Raw genomic sequence first — 15,973 nt, forward strand, 5'->3', positions numbered from 1 at the left:
TTGCTTATTAAGAGATGATAAATTTACTTAACATAAATATATATGAATATTATCTTTGCTGGTTTATTTCACACCGTAAATAGCCAGCAGAGTTTTCATCCTGATGATTGCAAGTTCTGGATTATCCAGCACGTGCGCCTGATCTGCGAGGCGAAAAATATCAGCATAATGCAAAATGCCGCGTGCCGATTGCATTCCTGCAGGCATGGTGAAATGGCTTTGGTGCCCGTTGAGCCAGGCGAGAAACACAACGCCTGCCTTGTAATATTGCGTTGGTGCTTCAAAGATTTTGCGTGACAGAGGCACTGTTGGCTCGATGATTGCGCGGAAGCGGGCATTGTCGCTATCGGCAAGAGCGGCGAGAGCGCTTGAAGCCTGTGGTGCTACGGCGTCGAAAATGCCAAGCAGCGCATGGCTGTGCTTGTTGCCATCGCCTTCGATCAGCGGTGCATAGTTGAAATCATCGCCCGTGAAACAGAGGACGTCATCAGGGAGCCGGTTGCGCAGTGCGATCTCGTAGCGCTCTTCGAGCAGTGAAATCTTGATGCCTTCAACCTTGTCGCGATTGGCCTCTATAATGCTGATGACCGTATCAAGCGCGTCTTCAAACTTGTCTGAACCCCAGTAACCTTTGAGTTGTGGGTCGAACATGTCGCCCAGCCAGTGCAGTACGACCTTGTCGCGGGCATTGGAGAGAATATGCCCGTAAACTTTTGCGTAATCATCAGGTGATTTTGCAATGCGGGCGAGCGCGCGGCTGGCCATCAGAATGAAACGACCACCGTGTTTTTCGATGAATTCAGCCTGAGTTTCGTAGGCCTTGATCACGTCATCAAGGCTTTTTGCCTCAGACGGATCAAGATGGTCGGTGCCAGCGCCAGAGGCCAGATCAGCGCCTGCTACGGTTTTGCTTTCTGCTAGTGAGCGGCGGATCAATTCCTGAGCGCCAGCCCAGTTGAGACCCATGCCGCGCTGCGAGGTGTCCATCGCTTCCGCAATCTGAAAGCCGAGGCTCCAGAGATGATGCCGGAAGGCCATGGTCGCATCCCAGTCAATCGCTGGGTCGTTCCATGGATTACGGTCTCTAAGGGGATCTGACACAACATGCGCGGCTGCATAGGCAATGCGGTTAAAACGCGGAGGAGATGCAGGGCGCGGCGTCGGGGTGCCAATCAAGCGATAGGGTTTTATACCACCATCTGCGAATGGCAGGCTCAGCATATTTTCCGACGATGCATACATGTCAGTCCTCCAACTCCACGACGACATGAATAATTTAGATCGTTCCAAATTTCAAGAAGATGCTTAAAAAATGCGATTCCAGAGCCTGATTTTTCATTTTAGCATTGCAAAATGCTTCAAAAATTAAGGCAAGCTGATGTTAACAATATGGCAATTCCGTGTTTACTAAAAAAGTTGACAAATTTGGATCGTTCCAATTAACTTAAGGGAACAGGAGACGGATATGAGCAAGAGCAGCATCACGGTCATCGATATCGCACGCGAAGCAGGCGTGTCGAAGTCGACTGTATCGCTTGTTCTGCGCGATAGTCCTCTGGTTCATGCCGAGACCCGGGCTAAGGTTCAGGAAGCGATTGAGAAGCTCGGCTATGTCTATAATCGCTCAGCCGCCAATCTCAGGCAGTCGAAATCGAAGATCATCGGGCTTGTGGTCAATGATCTGACAAACAGCTTCTTTGCCGAGCTTGCCGTAGGTGTTGATCGTGTCATGCAGTCGGCAGGTTATGTGCAGTTTCTCGCTAATACAGCGGAAAGCATTGATCGCCAGCGTGAGGTGATTGCTTCGATGCGTGAGCATGGCATTGCAGGGCTGATTGTTTCGCCGGCGCGTGGCACCGAGGCTAGTGATCTGAAACCATTAGCAAAAAGTGGCCTGCCAGTTGTTCAGATGGTGCGTGATGTGCCGGGATCGGGTGTGTCGTCCATTGTTTCAGACAATCGCGGCGGCGTGGCAAAGGCAGTTGAGCATTTGGTGTCGCTGGGGCATCGCGTAATCGCTTTCATGGGCGGCTATGCTGATACCGCTGTTTTTGCTGAACGCGTTGCGGGCTATCGTGCGGGGCTTGAGCAGGCGGACATCGCGTTTGATGATGCGCTGGTCTTCACGTCTGCGCCTTCACGCGCAGGCGGTGTTGAAGCAGTTGAGCGCATGTTGCGGCACGGCATGAAGCCGACGGCAGCAGTGTGCTTCAATGATGCTGTGGCTTTTGGAGTCTGCGATGGTTTGCGCGCTGCAAATCTGGAACCAGGCCGGGATTTCGCAGTGGTCGGTTTTGACGATGTGATCGAAGCAAAGACCGCTGTTCCGGCACTGACAACTGTGGCTGTTGATCCGCAAGGTTTGGGAGAACGTGCGGCGCAGCTTTTGCTTAAACAAATCAATTCGGAACGGGTGGAGGCGGAGGCGCAGCGCTTGGCGGTGCGTCTTGCGGTGCGTGCAAGTTGTGGTGCGCAATCTAAAAAGGAGGAGAAATTCGCATGGCAAAGTGGGGCCTTATAGGCGCAAGCACCATTGCAAAAGAATGGGTGATCGGTGCCATTCGCGCCACTGGCGGCGAAGTCGTTTCCGTCTACAGCACCAATGCTGAGCGTGGCGAAACCTATGCACGCGAGAACGGTATTGGCCGCTCGGTGACAAGCCTTGATGCGCTGTTGTCTGATCCGGAAATCGACGCTGTCTATATCTCCACCACCAATGAACTGCACCGCGATCAGGCGATTGCTGCCGCCAAAGCAGGCAAGCACATCCTCTGTGAAAAGCCGCTGGCGCTGACGATTGGCGATGCCCACGAAATGCTGAAAGCAGTGCGTGAAGCGGGCGTTGTGGCGGGCACCAACCATCACTTGCGCAATGCTGCAAGCCACCTCGCCATGCGTGATGCGATCTCTCAAGGCAGGATCGGCAAGGTGCTGGGCGCGCGGGTTTTTCATGCGGTTTATCTGCCGCCCCATTTGCAAGGCTGGCGCATTGAACGCCCTGATGCGGGCGGTGGTGTGATCCTCGATATTACAGTGCATGATGCTGACACATTGCGCTTTGTGCTGGGTGAAGACCCGGTCGAAGCTGTGGCTTTCAGCCAGCAGGGTGGCTTAAGCGGCGCAGGGCTGGAAGACGGTGTGATGGGTGTGCTGCGCTTCTCCTCCGGCGCGATTGCTCAGTTCCACGATGCGTTCACCACCAAATATGCGGAAACCGGTTTTGAAGTGCATGGGCGTGAAGGCTCGCTCATTGCACGCAATGTCATGACGCAGAAGCCCGTGGGAACCGTCATTCTGCGTGACAAGGATGGCGAGCACGAATTGCCGCTCGACCAGAAGAATCTCTACGAAACCGCCTTGCTGGCCTTCCATAATGCGATTGCGGGCAAAGGCCAGCCATCAGCCACACTGGAGGATGGCATCTGGTCGCTGGCGACCGGGCTTGCCGTGCTTGAGGCTGCAAAGACCGGCAAGGCCACGACCGTTCATTCAGGACTGTGAACATAATGAGCAAACATATTTCATTTGCTGAAGCAGCCGCACTCATCCCCGACAATGCTGTTGTTTCGGTTTCTTCATCGAGCGGTCTTGGCTGTCCAGATATGATGCTGAAAGCCATTGGCGAACGGTTTGATGAAACCGGTCATCCCCAGAATATCACCACGCTGCACCCAATTGCTGCGGGCGATATGAGCGGCATTAAGGGCGTTGATTACATCGCCAAAAAGGGGCTTCTTAAAAAGATCATCGGTGGTTCTTATCCGTCAGGGCCATCAAGTTCTGAGCCGCCGCTGATCTGGCAGATGATCACCAATAACGAGATTCCGGCCTATAATATACCGTCTGGTATTCTGTTCGACATGCATCGTGAGGCAGCTGCTAAGCGTCCCGGTGTACTGACCAAAGTGGGGCTTGATACTTTCGTTGATCCCAAGCGTCAGGGATCGGCAATGAACGACAAGGCGCGTGAGGAGCCGGTCGTCAAGCGGGTCAGTTTTGAAGGTGAGGACTGGCTCTATTTCCCCAATATCGTGCCGCATGTGACGATCATCCGCGCCACCACTGCCGATGAACGCGGCAATCTCACTTATGAACATGAGGGTGCTTATCTTGGTGGGCTGGATCAGGCGCTGGCTGCGCGCAACAATGGCGGCATCGTCATTGCGCAGGTGAAGCGCATTGCCAAGGAAGGCACGCTGAAACCGCATGATGTGCGCGTTCCGGGCGTTCTGGTTGACTATATTGTCGTTGATCCTGATCAGAAACAGACAACGCAGACACTTTACGATCCGGCAATTTCCGGCGAGATTTTCCGTCCGCTTGATACGTTCCGCTTGCCTGAATTTAATATTCAAAAGGCGATTGCGCGGCGTGTCGCACAGGAGTTGCAAGCGGGAAGTGCTGTCAATCTTGGCTTCGGTATTTCCGCCAATGTGCCGCGCATTTTGCTGGAAGAAGGTCTGCATGGGGCCGTAACATGGGTGATTGAGCAGGGTGCAGTTGGCGGCGTGCCACTTCTCGATTTTGCCTTTGGCTGTGCGTCGAATGCCGATGCTTATATGCCGTCACCCTATCAGTTCACTTATTTTCAGGGCGCAGGCTTCGACGCCTCGCTTCTGTCCTTCCTTGAGATCGGACGCGACGGCTCGGTCAATGTGTCGAAGCTGTCATTCCGTCCGCATGTGACGGCTGGTGCTGGCGGTTTTGTTGATATTACTGCAAGGGCCAAGAAGATCGTTTTCTCCGGCATGTTCAATGCAGGGGCGAAATTGTCGGTCGCTGACGGTAAGCTGGTGATCGAGAAGGAAGGCAAGCTTAAAAAGCTCGTAAATGAAGTTGAGCATGTCACCTTCTCCGGTCCGCGTGGCGTCGAGCAGGGACAGGATATCACCTATGTCACCGAACGCGCCGTCTTGAAGCTGACGCCAGAGGGCATTGTGCTCACAGAGATTGCGCCGGGTGTGGATTTGCAGACGCATATTCTGGACCAGGCCGAGTTTCCGCTGATTGTTTCGGACCAGCTTAAACTCATGGATGAGGCACTGTTCCGTGACGAGCCGATCGGGCTTGAATTGCAGCAAAAGCCTGCGCGAAAGCTGGAGGCATAAATGGCTCAACGGATAGATATCTCGATCGAGAACCACATCGCCGTCATGACCATCAAGCGGCCCGAAAAGCTCAATGCGTTTGATATCGAGCTTTTGCAGGAATTGTCTGCGGCCTGTGATCGGGTGGAAGCGGAGTGCACCGTGCGCGTTGCGATCCTGACTGGCGAAGGCAAGGCTTTTTCCGCAGGCGGCGACATCAAGGCCTGGGGCGGCATGGAACCGGCAGAATTCGGCCATGCCTGGGTGCGCTACGGTCATCGTGTGTTCGAGCGGCTTGCGACTTTGCGTGTGCCGCTAATCGCAGCGATGAATGGTCATGCTTTGGGTGGTGGTCTGGAACTGGCAGGTGCCGCCGATATCCGCATTGTAGAGCGACAAGCAAAAATCGGCCTGCCGGAAACATCGCTTGGTATGATCCCCGGCTGGTCGGGCACGCAGCGTCTTGTGCGCCGTTTCGGTGCGCAGATCGTGCGCCGCATGGTGCTGGGTGGCGAAATGTTTACCGCAGACGAAGCGCTGTCGCATGGGTTGGTCGATCATGTGGTGGAGACGGGTGCAGCTCTGCAAGCCGCGCAGGACTGTGCGTTGCGGGTGGCCAAGCGCGGACCGGCTGCGCTTGAGATTTCCAAACTGATGCTGTCGGTCGCCAATGGCGAGGATAATGGCAGCGCAGTCGAGGCGCTAGGTTCCATCCTCGTCGCCAAGACCGGCGATCTGAACGAAGGCGTGCGCTCGTTTACCGAAAAGCGCGAAGCGAATTTTGAAGGAAAATGGTAATGAGCATTGTCGTAAAGCCACAGCCGCTGAATGGGTTGGAAGTCCGTGAATTCTCCATGCTGATTGATGGCAAATGGGTTGGAAGCCAGAGCGGTGAGACAATCGAGCGTGTGGCTCCCGGCCATGGCGTTACCGTGAGCCGCTATCCTGCTGGCAATAAAGCCGATGTGGAGCGCGCGGTTGCGAGCGCGCGTAAGGCTTTCGATGACGGGCGCTGGTCGTCTAAAACGGCTTCGCAGCGTTCGCTGATTTTGCTCAAAGCTGCCGATCTGATCGAAGCGCGGGCCGAAGAGCTGGCCTATCTCGATGCAATTGAAGCGGGTAAGCCGATTTCTCAGGTGCGTGGTGAGATTGCAGGATCAGTTGATATTTGGCGCTATGCGGCAGCACTGGCGCGCGATCTGCATGGCGAGAGCTACAATAATCTGGGCGATGGGACGCTCGGCGTCGTGCTGCGCGAGGCAATTGGCGTTGTGTCGATCATTACGCCGTGGAATTTCCCGTTCCTGATCGTGGGCCAAAAGCTGCCATTCGCACTCGCTGCGGGTTGTACGGCAGTCGTTAAGCCTTCGGAGCTGACTTCCGGATCAACATTGTTACTCGGCGAAATTCTGGCTGAAGCAGGCGTCCCTGACGGTGTCGTCAACATCATCACCGGGACCGGTGCGGACGTTGGCCAGCATATGAGCACGCATCCGGATGTGGACATGGTATCGTTCACCGGCTCGACTGGTGTGGGCAAGCTCACCATGGCCAATGCGGCGCAGACGCTGAAGAAAGTGTCGCTGGAACTTGGCGGAAAGAATCCGCAAATCCTGTTTCCGGATGCGGATATGGATGCCTTTATCGATGCTGCCGTGTTCGGCGCATGGTTCAATGCGGGCGAGTGCTGCAATGCCGGTTCGCGGCTGATCGTGCATCGCTCGATTGTCGATGAGATTGTTGGGCGCGTCGCTGATCTGTCGAAGACAGTGATCGTCGGCGATCCGCTCGATGTCAGCACGCAAGTGGGCGCGATCATTACGCCACAGCATTTGAGCAAGGTCGGCGCTTATGTGGATCAGGCGAAAAAGGCAGGTGCAGCAATTGCCCATGGTGGTGATGTGCTGGATCTCGGTCTTGGCCAATATATGGGACCGACCATTATTGCAGGTGTGAAAGCCGACATGGCCGTTGCGCGTGAAGAAGTGTTCGGGCCGGTTCTGTCGGTGCTGTCTTTTGATACAGTGGATGAGGCGATCTCCATTGCCAATGCGGTTGATTATGGCCTGTCGGCCGGCGTGTGGAGCCGCGATTTCGACACTTGCATGAACATTGGCCGCAAGGTGCGGGCTGGCACTGTCTGGATGAACACCTTCATGGACGGCACGCCGGAACTGCCGTTTGGTGGTTATCGCCAGTCGGGTCTGGGCCGCGAATTGGGTCGTCATGCGGTGGAGGATTATACCGAGACCAAGACGCTCAACATGCATATCGGTGCGCGCACCGGCTGGTGGATGCCGCAAGCAAAATAAAGGAGTGACGGCTTTGGGAGGACAGCCGGATATCGTCATCATCGGATCGGGTATCGGTGGCGCAACAATGGCCGCTGGTCTGGCCACATCACGTGCGGAGATTCTTATTCTTGAGGCAGGTGAGCATCTGGCTGACAGGCCGGAAAACCGTGACCCTCGGGCCATTTTCCAGCGAGGTTTCTTTCGCCCCAAAGAGCTTTGGTATGAGACCAATGGCACGCCGTTCAATCCCGGCAATTATTATAATGTCGGGGGCAATTCCAAATTCTATGGCGCCGTGCTGGTGCGCTATCGGCGTGAGGATTTTGACGAGCTTGCGCATCTCGAAGGCGTGTCTCCGGCGTGGCCTTTTGGCTATGACGAGCTTGAGCCGTGGTATTGCAAGGCGGAAGAGCTTTTTCAGGTTCGCGGTGAATTGGGCGATGATCCGACCGAACCGCATCATTCAAAACCTTATTCTTATCCGGCCATCCGTGATGAAAGCCCGATTGCTGATGTGCGGGCACGGCTGAAGAAGGCGGGGCTGCATCCGGCTTCCCTGCCGCTTGGCGTTGATATTGAGCGCTGGCTGGCGAAGGCAAAAACGCCGTGGGACGCGCATCCCAACAGCAATGATGGCAAGATGGATGCGGAGACTTGTCCCTTAGCACTTGCGCTCAAACATCCGAATGTCAGTCTTGAAACTCAAGCGCGGGTGACGAAGTTGGAAACCGGGCCGGATGGCAAAACCATTACGGCAGTTCATTATGTGAAGAACGGCGAGGCGCTGGTCCTGCGTCCAAAGATGGTCATTCTGTCCGCGGGAGCGGTGCAGTCAGCAGCACTTTTGTTGCGTTCTGGACTGGCGAACCGTTCCGATCAGGTGGGCCGCAATTTCATGAACCACAATGCCAGTGCGGTGATCGGGTTTGATCCGCGTTATCGCAATGACAGCGTTTACCAGAAGACTTTTGGCTTTAACGATTACTATCTCAGCGACGGAGCAGGCGGGCCGCCACTCGGCAATGTGCAATTGCTGGGGCGGGTGTCGGGTGCAGTCTTGAAATCGAGCATGCTGCGTGTGCCGGAATGGTTTTTGAACCGCATTGCCGGGCATACGATTGATTTTTACGCGATGAGCGAAGATCTGCCATCGCCGGAAAGTCGCGTGAGCGTGGATGGTGAACGCATCACGCTTCATTGGGTGCGGACCAATTGGAAAGCGCATCTGATGCTGGTTGATAAGCTGAAATGCGCGTTGCGACAGGCAGGATTTCCAATCGTGCTGTCGCGCGCTTTTGATCGCCGAACACCATCGCATCAATGCGGCACCGTGCGTATTGGTCATGATGGAGCAACAGCGCCGCTTGACCCCTACTGCCGCGCTTATGATCACCCCAATCTCTTTGTTGTCGATGCGTCGTTTCTGCCGACTTCGGCAGCGGTCAATCCCGCACTGACCATTGCGGCGCAAGCTCTGCGCGTATCCGACCATATTCAAAGGGAGATACTGGCATGAACCGTCAAAGACCTGTGGCACTGGTGACTGGTGGGCGGCGTGGTATCGGGCTTGGCATAGCGCGCGCTTTGGCCGCCAAAGGGTTTGATCTGGCGATTACCGACCGTGAACGTGATGAGGCGGTTGTCCATGAATTGCGCGGGCTTGGGGGAAAGGTGGCTTTCTTTGAAAGCGATCTGGCGTCTATCGAAACGCATGAAGCGACGGTTGCAGCCGTTGTGAATGAACTTGGGGGCATCGATTGTCTGGTCAACAATGCAGGTATGGGTTCGGTTGAGCGCGGTGATTTTATTGGGCTGAAACCTGAGAATTTTGACACGATTATTGATGTGAACCTGCGCGGTACGGTGTTTTTTACGCAAGCGGTGGTGAAATCCATGCTGGCGGTGACGGATGTGCGGTTTCCGCGCAGTATCGTGACGATCAGTTCGGTTTCCTCTGTGATGACGTCGCCCGAAAGGCTTGATTACTGCATCAGCAAAGCGGGTCTGACAGCCTTTGTGCAGGGGCTTGCTCTGCGCCTCGCAGAAGCACGGATCGGTGTGTTCGAGGTGCGTCCCGGTATCATCCGCACGGATATGACAGCGCGTGTTGCCGAACGTTATGATGGACTGATCGAAGGTGGTCTGGTGCCGATGAAACGCTGGGGCGAGGCAGGCGATGTCGGCGCTATTGTGGCCGGGCTTGCAGGTGGTGACTTCATTTTTGCGACGGGCTCGGCGATCAATGCCGATGGTGGCCTGTCGATTGCGAAGCTTTAGTTTCTCGGGAGGAGAAACGCATGAAGTATGACTATATTATTGTTGGCGGCGGTCCTGCCGGTTGCGTTCTCGCCAATCGTCTGAGCGAAGACGCAGCGATAAAAGTGCTGCTGCTGGAAGCAGGTGGAAGCGACTGGAATCCGCTGTTTCACATGCCTGCCGGTTTTGCAAAGATGACCAAAGGCGTGGCCAGCTGGGGCTGGGAAACCGTTCCGCAGAAGCATCTCAAAAACCGTGTGTTGCGCTATACGCAGGCGAAAGTTATCGGCGGCGGCTCCAGCATCAATGCGCAGATTTACACACGCGGCAATGCAGCCGATTATGATCTATGGGCTGGTGAAGACGGCTGTACCGGCTGGGATTATCGCCATGTGCTGCCCTATTTCAAACGCGCCGAAGACAATCAGCGTTTTAACGATGATTTTCATTCCTATGGCGGACCGCTGGGTGTTTCGATGCCGTCTGCGCCATTGCCGATTTGCGACGCCTATATCCGCGCGGGTCAAGAACTCGGCATTCCGTATAATCCTGATTTCAATGGTCGTGAGCAGGCAGGTGTCGGCTTTTATCAGCTTACTCAACGCAACCGCCGCCGTTCATCGGCGTCACTTGCGTACCTCTCCACTATCAAGAACCGTAAAAATCTCACCGTGCGGATGAATGCGCCGGTGCGCAGTATCGATCTGGAAAAGACCCAAGTCACCGGCGTAACGCTGATGAGCGGCGAGGTCTTGCGCGCAAACCGCGAGGTGATTGTCTCGTCCGGCGCTATCGGCTCACCGAAGCTTCTGCTGCAATCGGGCATTGGTCCTGCCGATCATCTTAAAAAGGCTGGCGTTAATGTGAAGCATGATCTGCCGGGTGTGGGTGAGAACATGCAGGATCACCTCGATCTGTTTGTCATTGCCGAATGTACGGGCGATCACACCTATGATGGCGTGGCAAAGCTGCATCGGACTCTGGGCGCTGGCCTGCAATATATGTTTCTGCGCTCTGGTCCGGTGGCGTCCAGCCTCTTTGAAACGGGCGGCTTCTGGTATGCGGACCCGGATGCCCGCTCACCGGATATTCAGTTTCATCTGGGGCTTGGTTCGGGCATTGAAGCTGGCGTCGAGAAGCTTAAGAATGCAGGCGTGACGCTTAATTCTGCCTATCTACATCCGCGCTCGCGTGGAACCGTGCGGCTGGCTTCCAATGATCCGGCTGCAGCACCCCTGATTGATCCGAATTACTGGAGTGATCCGCATGATCGCAAAATGTCGCTTGAAGGTCTGAAGATCGCGCGCGAAATTATGCAGCAGGACGCGCTAAAGCCCTATGTCATGGCGGAGCGTCTGCCGGGGCCAAAGGTCGTCAGTGATGATGATCTGTTTGATTATGCCTGTGCCAATGCCAAGACCGATCACCATCCTGTCGGCACCTGCAGGATGGGGACGGATGCGATGGCCGTTGTCGATCTGGAACTCAAAGTGCGCGGTCTGGAAGGTCTGCGCGTTTGTGACAGCTCCATCATGCCACGCGTTCCGTCATGCAACACCAATGCACCGACCATCATGGTCGGCGAAAAGGGTGCGGATATTATTCGTGGTCTCGACCCGCTACTGCCCACTGTGTTTTCATGGGAGAAAAACGAACACAAGCGGCGCGCGCGCGGTTAGTCTTCGTTGACCTCAAAACGCAGATAGCCAGCAATGCCTGAACCCTTGTGGTTCGGATTGTCGGATGGGTGGTTCACGCCGTCATTGACCGGAATGACCTTGAAGTCGAAAGGTGAGACGCCTTCGAGACAGGCGACATTCACGCCAAACTGATGCGGGCTGGATCTGCGTTGGTGAAACGTATAAATTCCGCATTTCGAGCAGAAATAATGCTTCGCCGCGCCCGTATTGAATGTGTAGAGCGTCAGCGCATCTTCGCCTTCCAGAACTTCAACACCGTTGAGATCTGCGGAAACAGCGACAGCACCACGCATTCGGCAATAGGAACAGGTGCAGCGGCGCGCAGTGTGAAGTCCATCGGATAGTTTGACGCGAAAGCGCACGGTTCCGCAGTGGCAGGCACCATTGGCAGTTTGAATATCAAGATTCATTTGCAACTCCTCTTTCGCCAGAATCTTATTTCGGTCTTTCTGGCTTTACCATTGGAAAAACTCAACTAAAGTCTCACTCACAAGATTTTGGGAGGGGTTGAATGAGTGGATTTGCGGTCGTCACAGGCGGTAGCACCGGTATCGGCCGACATTTGGTTCTGGCTTTTGCGGAAGCCGGATATGCCGTTGCTTTCAGCTTCAAAGGCGATGAAGAGCCCTCAAACACACTTATGGAAGAGGTGGAGGCACAAGGCGGTCAGGCGCTCGGGATCGAGTGCGATGTTGGTTCCGCTGCCGAAGTGGATGAGTTTTTTGATGAGGTTTGCAGCTGGTATGGTGATGCGCCGGACGTGCTCATCAACAATGCCGGTATTCAGGCCTGGGCACCTTTGCTGGAACTTTCCGAAGATGATTGGGACGATGTTATTCGTACCAATATGAAAGGCTGCTTCCTGAACACGCAGGCGGCAGCCAGACGCATGGTTGATGTCGGTAAAGCTGGTTCGATCATCAATATTGGCTCGGGCTGCAATAAGCTGGCTTTTCCCAATCTGGTTTCTTATACGGCCTCAAAAGGTGGGATTGAACAATTCACCAAGGTTTCGGCGGTAGAACTTGGACCCAAGGGCATCCGGGTCAATTGTGTGGCACCGGGCGCTATTCTCAACGAGCGCACGATGCAAGAACAGCCAGATTATGCGGCAAGCTGGAGCCGGATCACCCCGTTGCGCCGCGTTGGTTCTGCCGAAGATATTTCAGGGCCGGTACTTTTTCTGGCATCGGATGCTGCATGTTTCGTGACAGGTCAGACACTCTGGGTTGATGGCGGGGTATTCTCGCAAGCCAGTTGGCCTGTCTGAGCCTCGTGCTATATAACATCACAAAATTGATAGTGCTTTGTTTCAGATAAAGCAGGCTCAACAAGGAATGAATTACATGAATCCTGTCTGGAAAAAATGGATTATCAGTCTTGTTTTCGGCGTGATAATTGCTCGCGCTGGATCCACTCTTTTCGTGCCAGCAATATTGTCTCAGTTTGGTGGAGCAGGATCGGATTCAGGTAATGTTGACGCGATTATTATCGCCAGCCTGTTGGTTCAATTGATTATTATCGCCGCAGTGACGTTTTTTCTGTTGCGACTTGCAGATACGAGACTGCGTTTGGGCTGGGGCTGTTTGATACTTGGGCTGGTTGTTCTTGGTGGATTGATCGCTACTGTGGTCAGCTCTGACATAAATATATTTGAGCTTATGAAAAGCAATGCATCCGGACGCAATGATGAGATGACTGCATTCATCTTCTGGCTGATGGTGCTGGTGTTGCCGTTTGCAATCGGAGGTCTTGTGCTGACTGTTATGGGATGGTTTTTGATCTCAAGAAACGGTCAAAAGAAGATCATCTGAGGTAGCTCTCTGTCTCAAACTCTGAGTGAAGTGCAGATCGGCAGCGTGATGGTGATCCCGACTGGATTCGAACCAGTGGCCTCAAGATTAGGAATCTTGCGCTCTATCCTACTGAGCTACGGGACCAGCACTATCAATACTCCAGCCTAAGCTGTGTATTTTCCGACACATACTGTTTTTCATGGCTTTCGCCAACCCCGCAAAAAGCGGGGTGGGCGCATTTATTTGTTTATTGGGTTTCAGGCGGCGAGGGCAGTTTCAATCACAGACACAAAATAGCTCACGCCATAAGGAATAGCTTCGTCGTTGAAGTCATAGGCTGGATGATGCAGGCCCGGTGTGTCGCCATTGCCAAGGAAGATATAAGCGCCGGGGCGCGCTTCGAGCATGTAGGAAAAATCCTCTGCCGCCATCATCGGCGCTACATCGGTTTTCACCTTGCCTTCGCCAGCGACATTTTTTGCAACGCGGGCGGCAAAATCGGTCTGGTCATCATGGTTATAGGTCACTGGATAATTGTTCTTATAACGAACGCTGATTTCCGCACCTGTTACAGCGGCAATACCAGCCGCTGCATCGCGAATGCGCTTTTCGGCATAGGCGCGCGTTTCTTTGCTCAATGTGCGCACCGTGCCCGAAAGCTTCGCCGTTTCCGGAATGACGTTATAGGCTTCTCCAGCATTGAACTTTGTGATCGAAATCACGAGCGAATCCAGCGGATCGATATTGCGTGAAACGATGCTTTGAATGGCGATATGCAGTTGTGAACCGGCAAGGATCGGGTCAATCGTGCGGTGCGGCTGTGCTGCATGACCGCCACGCCCTTTGATGGAAAGATCGAATTCGTCAGTTGCTGCCATGATCGGGCCTTTGCACATGGCAAATTGGCCAACAGGCAGGCTTGGAAGATTATGCACGCCATAGACTTCCGCAATGCCGAAACGGTCCATCACGCCATCCTGAACCATGGCAAGTGCGCCTGCGCCACCTTCTTCGGCTGGCTGGAAAAGCAGAACTGCTGAGCCGCGGAAGTTGCGGGTTTCTGCGAGATATTGCGCAGCTCCGAGCAGCATTGCCGTGTGACCATCATGGCCGCATGAATGCGCTTTGCCCGGATTTGTCGAGCTCCATTCGACGCCGCTGGTCTCGGTAATCGGCAGCGCATCCATATCGGCGCGCAGTCCGATCGCCGGTCCATCCCCGTGACGACCTTTGATGACGGCGACAACACCGCTGCGGCCAACGCCGGTTTCGACCAGATCGCAACCAAAAGATTTCAGCTTTTCTTCGACAAATCGCGCCGTGTCGTGAACGTCATAAAGCAGTTCAGGGTTCTGATGCAGATGACGACGCCATGCGGCGATCTCCGCTTGGGTTTCGACGACACGATTAAGCACTGGCATTTCGAAAATATCCTGAGATTCTTTATGTACAGAAGTTGTCAGGATATGACGTTTCGGTGAAAGCGGGCAATCCCAAAAGCGCTTTGCGCTTTAAGTTATTGGTTTTACGCATGCATTATCGGATCGAAGCAGGATCGGAAATCAGTCCAGTGAACTGATTTCCCTGCGAAGACGGTTCCCACTTTTCTGGGCATGCTCTATTTGCCTTTTGGTTGCCACATGGCATAGATAACAGAGAGTTAATTCTCCTTTTTGACTGATGTATTTGCAAGCGGTTATCGCTTTTGCTGATTGGAACTACGAATGATCTCGAAGTCGTTGAAAATCCTCTGTGCAGCCGCGGCTCTTTCAGCCCTGACTTTGTCGAGTGCTCTGGCGAACCCATCGATTGCTGTCGATGTGGCAACCGGTAAGGTTTATTCGGCCCAAGATCCGTTCCAGCGCTGGTATCCGGCTTCGCTCACCAAAATGATGACGGCTTATGTTACGTTCAGGGCGCTTCAGTCGGGACAGTTGACGCTAGGGTCACCGGTCAAGATGACCGTCAATGCCTCCAAAGAGCCGCCGAGCAAGATGGGCTATCGCCCGGGTTCGGTGTTGACGCTTGATAACGCGCTGAAAATTATGCTGGTGAAGTCAGCCAATGACGTTTCGGTTGCCGTTGCAGAGGCTGTTGGTGGTAGCGAGGCTGCTTTCGTCAAGCGCATGAATGCGGAAGCTCAGCGCATCGGCATGAGCGGATCGCGTTTCGCTAATCCAAACGGTCTGCATGATCCGAATAATTATTCGACCGCGCATGATCTGGCAGTGCTTGGCGTGCAGTTGCGTCGCGAATTCCCGCAATATGCGCATTATTTTAATACCGAAGCGATTGACGCAGGCGACGGCAAGAAGCCACAGGCCAATTACAACATTCTGCTGGGTCGTTTTGACGGCGCCGACGGCATGAAAACCGGCTTCGTTTGTGCGTCTGGCTTTAATCTCGCCAGTTCCGCAACCCGTCAGGGTCGGACAATTCTGGCCGTGGTTCTGGGTTCTGATCGTCAGGAAGCGCGTGCGGTGCAGGCGGCACAGCTGATGACCGATGCATTCCGCTCCAATGGTGCGGGCGTGCCAACGCTTGGGACCATGGTTCCGCCTGCAAGCAGCGCGGTTAATCAGGCCGTCGATATGCGCAAAGCGATTTGCAATCAGCAGGCTATGGCTGATCGCTGGGATGGTCGCGATGTTGAAGGGCGTTTGCAGCTGAACTCACCTTATATTCACGCGATGACCCGCGAGCCGGTGCCGGTTCAGGTCGGACTTGTTTCTGCGCCACCAGCGAAGATAACACGCGTTGGTCAGCTCGATATTTCGCAGGTTCCTGTTCCAATGCCACGTCCGCAGCGCACTTCCGCTTCAATCAATTAAGATAGTACC

14 protein-coding genes and 1 tRNA gene are annotated in these 15,973 nt (G+C 54.3%); 11 read left to right on the top strand and 4 right to left on the bottom strand.

The genetic code is table 11. The features are described from left to right. Positions 1 to 63: 63 nt before the first annotated feature. A complete protein-coding gene (locus ACOZHT_RS05635; RefSeq protein ID WP_339509073.1) occupies positions 64 to 1,242 on the bottom strand; it encodes a dihydrodipicolinate synthase family protein in 1,179 nt (392 codons plus the stop codon). Positions 1,243 to 1,465: 223 nt separating this feature from the next. Between ACOZHT_RS05635 and ACOZHT_RS05640 the strand changes: the two genes are divergently transcribed. The 8 genes from ACOZHT_RS05640 to ACOZHT_RS05675 are packed head-to-tail and all read left to right on the top strand — an operon-like array spanning position 1,466 to position 11,316. Further along, positions 1,466 to 2,521, top strand: coding sequence for a LacI family DNA-binding transcriptional regulator (locus ACOZHT_RS05640; RefSeq protein WP_339509072.1), 1,056 nt, complete (start codon positions 1,466 to 1,468; stop codon positions 2,519 to 2,521). Then, a complete protein-coding gene (locus ACOZHT_RS05645; RefSeq protein WP_421565365.1) occupies positions 2,500 to 3,501 on the top strand; it encodes a Gfo/Idh/MocA family protein in 1,002 nt (333 codons plus the stop codon). The genes ACOZHT_RS05640 and ACOZHT_RS05645 overlap by 22 nt, the downstream gene beginning before the upstream one ends. Positions 3,502 to 3,506: 5 nt before the next feature. Further along, a complete protein-coding gene (locus ACOZHT_RS05650) occupies positions 3,507 to 5,108 on the top strand; it encodes an acyl CoA:acetate/3-ketoacid CoA transferase (protein ID WP_339509070.1) in 1,602 nt (533 codons plus the stop codon). Then, positions 5,109 to 5,885 (top strand): enoyl-CoA hydratase/isomerase family protein, encoded by a 777-nt coding sequence (locus ACOZHT_RS05655; RefSeq protein WP_339509069.1) that lies wholly within the window; start codon positions 5,109 to 5,111, stop codon positions 5,883 to 5,885. After that, on the top strand, positions 5,879 to 7,399 hold the full coding sequence (locus tag ACOZHT_RS05660; protein WP_339509068.1) for an aldehyde dehydrogenase family protein: 1,521 nt from the start codon (positions 5,879 to 5,881) through the stop codon (positions 7,397 to 7,399). Before ACOZHT_RS05655 ends, ACOZHT_RS05660 begins: the two co-directional genes overlap by 7 nt. Before the next feature lie 13 nt (positions 7,400 to 7,412). Beyond that, the gene (locus ACOZHT_RS05665; RefSeq protein ID WP_339509067.1) at positions 7,413 to 8,897 is read left to right on the top strand and encodes a GMC family oxidoreductase; all 1,485 of its coding nucleotides are present in this window, start codon (positions 7,413 to 7,415) and stop codon (positions 8,895 to 8,897) included. Beyond that, positions 8,894 to 9,658 carry a 3-ketoacyl-ACP reductase gene (locus ACOZHT_RS05670; protein WP_339509066.1) on the top strand — a complete coding sequence of 255 codons (765 nt, stop codon included), beginning with the start codon at positions 8,894 to 8,896 and terminating at the stop codon, positions 9,656 to 9,658. The genes ACOZHT_RS05665 and ACOZHT_RS05670 overlap by 4 nt, the downstream gene beginning before the upstream one ends. A 20-nt stretch (positions 9,659 to 9,678) precedes the next feature. Then, positions 9,679 to 11,316, top strand: coding sequence for a GMC family oxidoreductase (locus ACOZHT_RS05675; RefSeq protein WP_339509065.1), 1,638 nt, complete (start codon positions 9,679 to 9,681; stop codon positions 11,314 to 11,316). Here the strand turns inward: ACOZHT_RS05675 and ACOZHT_RS05680 are convergent. Next, positions 11,313 to 11,747 carry a GFA family protein gene (locus ACOZHT_RS05680; protein WP_339509064.1) on the bottom strand — a complete coding sequence of 145 codons (435 nt, stop codon included), beginning with the start codon at positions 11,745 to 11,747 and terminating at the stop codon, positions 11,313 to 11,315. The genes ACOZHT_RS05675 and ACOZHT_RS05680 overlap by 4 nt on opposite strands. Positions 11,748 to 11,848: 101 nt before the next feature. Between ACOZHT_RS05680 and ACOZHT_RS05685 the strand changes: the two genes are divergently transcribed. After that, entirely contained in the window at positions 11,849 to 12,607 is a 759-nt protein-coding gene (locus tag ACOZHT_RS05685; protein ID WP_339509063.1) for an SDR family NAD(P)-dependent oxidoreductase, read from the top strand. A 76-nt stretch (positions 12,608 to 12,683) separates the two neighbouring features. Continuing rightward, positions 12,684 to 13,151: a hypothetical protein gene (locus ACOZHT_RS05690; protein WP_339509062.1), complete on the top strand. Its 468-nt coding sequence runs from the start codon at positions 12,684 to 12,686 to the stop codon at positions 13,149 to 13,151. A 49-nt stretch (positions 13,152 to 13,200) separates the two neighbouring features. Here ACOZHT_RS05690 and ACOZHT_RS05695 read toward each other — a convergent pair. Further along, positions 13,201 to 13,277, bottom strand: a tRNA-Arg gene (locus ACOZHT_RS05695). A 113-nt stretch (positions 13,278 to 13,390) separates the two neighbouring features. Continuing rightward, positions 13,391 to 14,554, bottom strand: a complete 1,164-nt coding sequence (locus ACOZHT_RS05700) for a M20 aminoacylase family protein (protein ID WP_339509061.1) — start codon at positions 14,552 to 14,554, stop codon at positions 13,391 to 13,393. A gap of 303 nt (positions 14,555 to 14,857) precedes the next feature. Between ACOZHT_RS05700 and ACOZHT_RS05705 the strand changes: the two genes are divergently transcribed. Continuing rightward, positions 14,858 to 15,964 carry a D-alanyl-D-alanine carboxypeptidase family protein gene (locus ACOZHT_RS05705; protein WP_339509060.1) on the top strand — a complete coding sequence of 369 codons (1,107 nt, stop codon included), beginning with the start codon at positions 14,858 to 14,860 and terminating at the stop codon, positions 15,962 to 15,964. Positions 15,965 to 15,973: the final 9 nt, after the last annotated feature.

This window comes from Ochrobactrum sp. EDr1-4, assembly GCF_049199085.1.
Lineage (GTDB): Bacteria > Pseudomonadota > Alphaproteobacteria > Rhizobiales > Rhizobiaceae > Brucella.